Here is a 3,463-nt window from a genome sequence, read left to right on the forward strand (position 1 = left end):
AGCCGGTGCGTTGTTTTACCGAAGGCTACCCGACTGGCAACCAAAACGTCATCCACAAACACGGAAAGTCTGTCGATGTCATCAGCCATCATCTCGAGTAACTCTCCACGGCGTGCTTCATCTAAGTTGTGTCGCTGCAGCGTTTGTACCATCAACAAAAGCGAGGCCAGCGGACTCTTCAGCTCGTGTGTTACCGAATCGATAAAGCTATCTTGACGGCGCACCTCAAGAATTTCTCGGGCGAGAAAGATTACAAAAAGAACCAGAACCGTCATGATCACAACAAAAGAAATGACCCCGGCAACCAGGAGCCAAACATCTTGAGTGACCTGAGTAAGTTCCCAGTTGCGCATGATGAGTAAAATCCAGCCCACCAAAAGCGCTATACTCAATGCTACGGTCACCGATGCCAGCGTGACCGGTAGTGATATCGACCTTTTTCTTCGTGCCATAGAAATTCTCTCCCGCCAGCTGCCTACCTGAGAGATCCGTGAAAGGCCATAGTCAGCCGCGGCCAATTGAGTTAATCAATACATTCATGGGTTTTCAGATTACCGGGGAGTCATTATGCAGCGCACCATAGCCTTTCTATGCTTGATACTTATTGTTCCGTGCTCACAATCAGCCTGTTCGCCAGACTGGGTCGAGCGCTCTGTGCAAATGAAGTTTGATACAGAAAGCAGCGAATTTTGGGATATGCCACTGCCTAGTGATCTGCGTCGCCAAGATGACGGTAGCTACGGGCTCTCTAACTGGCCCGACAACAGGTCAAACGATTACCTTAAAATGTGGCTGACCACTGCAGACCGGCGACTGCAAAACGGTTGGGGGCTCTCCTCTGGAGTTTTCGCACCCATGAGCGGTATTATTGCCACGGCAAGCCTTCCACAAACTGCGGCCGCTTCCTTGCTCCCCGATGCCAGCGTGTTTCTCATCAATGTTCAAGAAGGTTCGGCAAGACGTGGGGAGCGCATTCCCATTGATGTCAGTTTTCACGAAGAACCAGATGCCTGGTCACCTGCAAACTACATCGCCGCCATTCCAGTCTTTGGCTTTTTGAGAGAGCCCAATTCCGAGTACGCGCTTGTCGTCACCGATAAAGTACTCGCACCGGACGGTACACGGGTTGGCCGAAGCCAAGAATTTCACGAAGCGTTTGTGGATGACGGCGGTGAAAAAATAGAAGCCCACTTAAGTGCTCTCAAGGCTACCTTGGCTCTCGAAGATTTTGATTTGGGCAGTGTAAGCGGAGCTGCTGTATTCTCCACTTTGGACCCCAATGCACTCTTACTTAAACTTGCCAACTGGGCAGAAAGCCTCCCCACACCCACACTCAAAGAAGCATGGGAAGTTCGCGAAGACTATGAAAGCTACCAAGTCTTAGTGGGTACCTACGAGGTACCTGTGATTCAGCACGATGAGCGGCCTTACTCCCGTTCTGGTGAGGGGCGTATTGCTTGGGATGAAGATGGAAACCCTCTGATCCGTTCATATCAAGACGTTAAGCTTGCCCTAACCATTCCCAAAAGCGCTCAGCCCGATGGCGGCTTTCCATTAACAATCTACATGCATGGATCTGGCGGAAACTGGTATCAAGCCATCACCCGCGGCCCTCAAGAAGAGGTTGAAGAAGAACTTCGCGAAAACCCTGAGCCTGGTACCGGTCCCGCGGAATGGCTCGCACGACGCGGCATCGCAACCGTCGGCTTTGACTTCCCTCTTCACGGAACCCGTCACAATCCTCCCGACCAAAATGGTCTGATGCTCTATAATATCCTCGGTAATATAGATGGAACCATTGATAACTTTCACGTCTCTGCCATGGAACTCACCATCTTGTCTCGCCTCATGCTTGCAACATCCGTTGATGCCTCCCTCTCCCCAAACCTAAACGCAGGAAACGGTGCGAATGATTTGATTCAATTCAATCCGAATCGCCTGAGTGCCATGGGCCAAAGTATGGGAAGCACCATTGGTGTAGCATGGGCAACCGTAGACCCCCGCGTGAAGGGTGTTGTCTTTTCCGGCTCCGGAGGCATGCTCATAGAAATAGCCAACACTGCGCTTGAACCTCTCGACCTCAAACCCACACTTGAGCTCCTAATTTTCGATGGGCAGCCCGACATTCATCTAGCCCATCCACTCCTGCACACATTTCAAAGTCTTTGGGATAAAGTCGACCCGGTTGCCAAAGGTCCCTACGTATCTCTTGATCCCCATCCCGGGTTTGCTCCAAAGGATATTCTTATGACCGCTGGGTACCGAGATGGTTATTTCCATCCTCGTTCCCAAGCTGCATTGGCCATCAGTTTAGGAACCCCAATTGCTGGCGGTTTTGTAGAGCCTATTCTTAACGAGCGCCTCGAACTTGCCGGCCGCTCAACACAGGCCCTTCCAGTCCAAAGTAATTTCGAAGGCTACACCTCTGGTGTGGTCAGCTTTGCAGCGCCCCACACCCTCGGGCATTATGTAGTCTTTAATCAAGAAGGATCGCGCCATCAGTATACCTGCTTTCTAGAGAGCGTAGGCAGAGCTGAGGGTGCTATTATTCTAGAACCCGCTGATTCCGTTGATGCACCTTGTGAGTAAAGGACAACCCCATGGCCCATGTTGATTTTTATTATGACATCGTTTGCCCCTACGCTTACTTGGGTTCAACGCAAATCCAAGCGCTGGCCGATAAATGCGGAGCAACCGTAAGTTACAAACCCATTCTCTTGGGCGGCGTCCTACAATCAGTAGGCTCACCTACGGTTCCCATGAACTCGATGCCCCCAAGTAAAGCACGCCATAATTTACTCGATATGCAGCGCTGGGCAGATTTATGGAACGTGGAACTCAACTTTCCAAACGGTCACCCTCGGCGCACTGTTCACTGTATGCGCACCATCTTCGCTGCTGGCGACCAAGGTGTCGAAACCATGCATGCGCTCTACAAGGCCTACTGGATAGACGGGCTCGATGTGGCCGATGCGGATGTTGTCGCAGGTGTGTTAGACAAAGCGGGACTCGATTCCGCGTGGAGCAATCTTGCAACGCAGCAGCCCATCAAAGATACTCTTCGCCAAAAGACCGCAGAAGCTGTAGAGTGCGGCGTCTTCGGTGTGCCGACCTTTGTAGTTGGAGATCAGCTTTTCTGGGGACAAGACAGAATGAACTTTGTTGAAGCAGCGCTTAGTGCAGCAGATAAGGTATCAAAATGACACAGCCCTCTTTTGACTTTTATTTCGACTACTCAAGTCCATTTGCTTACTTGGGCTCCACGCAGGTGCCTCGGCTGGCCTCCGAATTCAATGCCCATGCGGTTCTCAAGCCGGTCCTTCTGGGCGCCATTTTTAAGGCCATTGGAACCCCCATGGTACCCGTCATGACTTTTCCAGACGTTAAACGTAACTACTACGGTAAAGATTTAGACCGGTGGGCCGAGCACTGGGGCGTGCCTTTCAAGTTTACCACACGCTTC

Annotated in this window: 4 protein-coding genes; 3 read left to right on the plus strand and 1 reads right to left on the minus strand. The window is 51.4% G+C overall.

Annotated elements, in window-relative coordinates; all coding sequences use genetic code 11:
- Positions 1 to 452: hypothetical protein (locus tag HOK28_03375; GenBank protein MBT6432107.1), on the minus strand; the 452-nt coding region annotated here is incomplete at its 3' end.
- 115 nt (positions 453 to 567) lie between these two features.
- Here HOK28_03375 and HOK28_03380 point away from each other — a divergent pair.
- The 3 genes from HOK28_03380 to HOK28_03390 form a co-directional block, all read left to right on the plus strand.
- Positions 568 to 2,589 (plus strand): hypothetical protein, encoded by a 2,022-nt coding sequence (locus tag HOK28_03380; protein ID MBT6432108.1) that lies wholly within the window; start codon positions 568 to 570, stop codon positions 2,587 to 2,589.
- An 11-nt stretch (positions 2,590 to 2,600) separates the two neighbouring features.
- Positions 2,601 to 3,203, plus strand: a complete 603-nt coding sequence (locus HOK28_03385) for a 2-hydroxychromene-2-carboxylate isomerase (protein MBT6432109.1) — start codon at positions 2,601 to 2,603, stop codon at positions 3,201 to 3,203.
- Positions 3,200 to 3,463: 2-hydroxychromene-2-carboxylate isomerase (locus tag HOK28_03390; protein ID MBT6432110.1), on the plus strand; the 264-nt coding region annotated here is incomplete at its 3' end. The genes HOK28_03385 and HOK28_03390, both read left to right, overlap by 4 nt.

The organism is Deltaproteobacteria bacterium (genome assembly GCA_018668695.1).
Lineage (GTDB): Bacteria > Myxococcota > XYA12-FULL-58-9 > XYA12-FULL-58-9 > JABJBS01 > JABJBS01.

What these genes read in the sequence shown, in the direction of transcription:
- HOK28_03380 (MBT6432108.1), top strand. Translation starts at nt 568, where the DNA reads ATGCAGCGCACCATAGCCTTTCTATGCTTGATACTTATTGTTCCGTGC.
- HOK28_03385 (MBT6432109.1), top strand. Translation starts at nt 2,601, where the DNA reads ATGGCCCATGTTGATTTTTATTATGACATCGTTTGCCCCTACGCTTAC.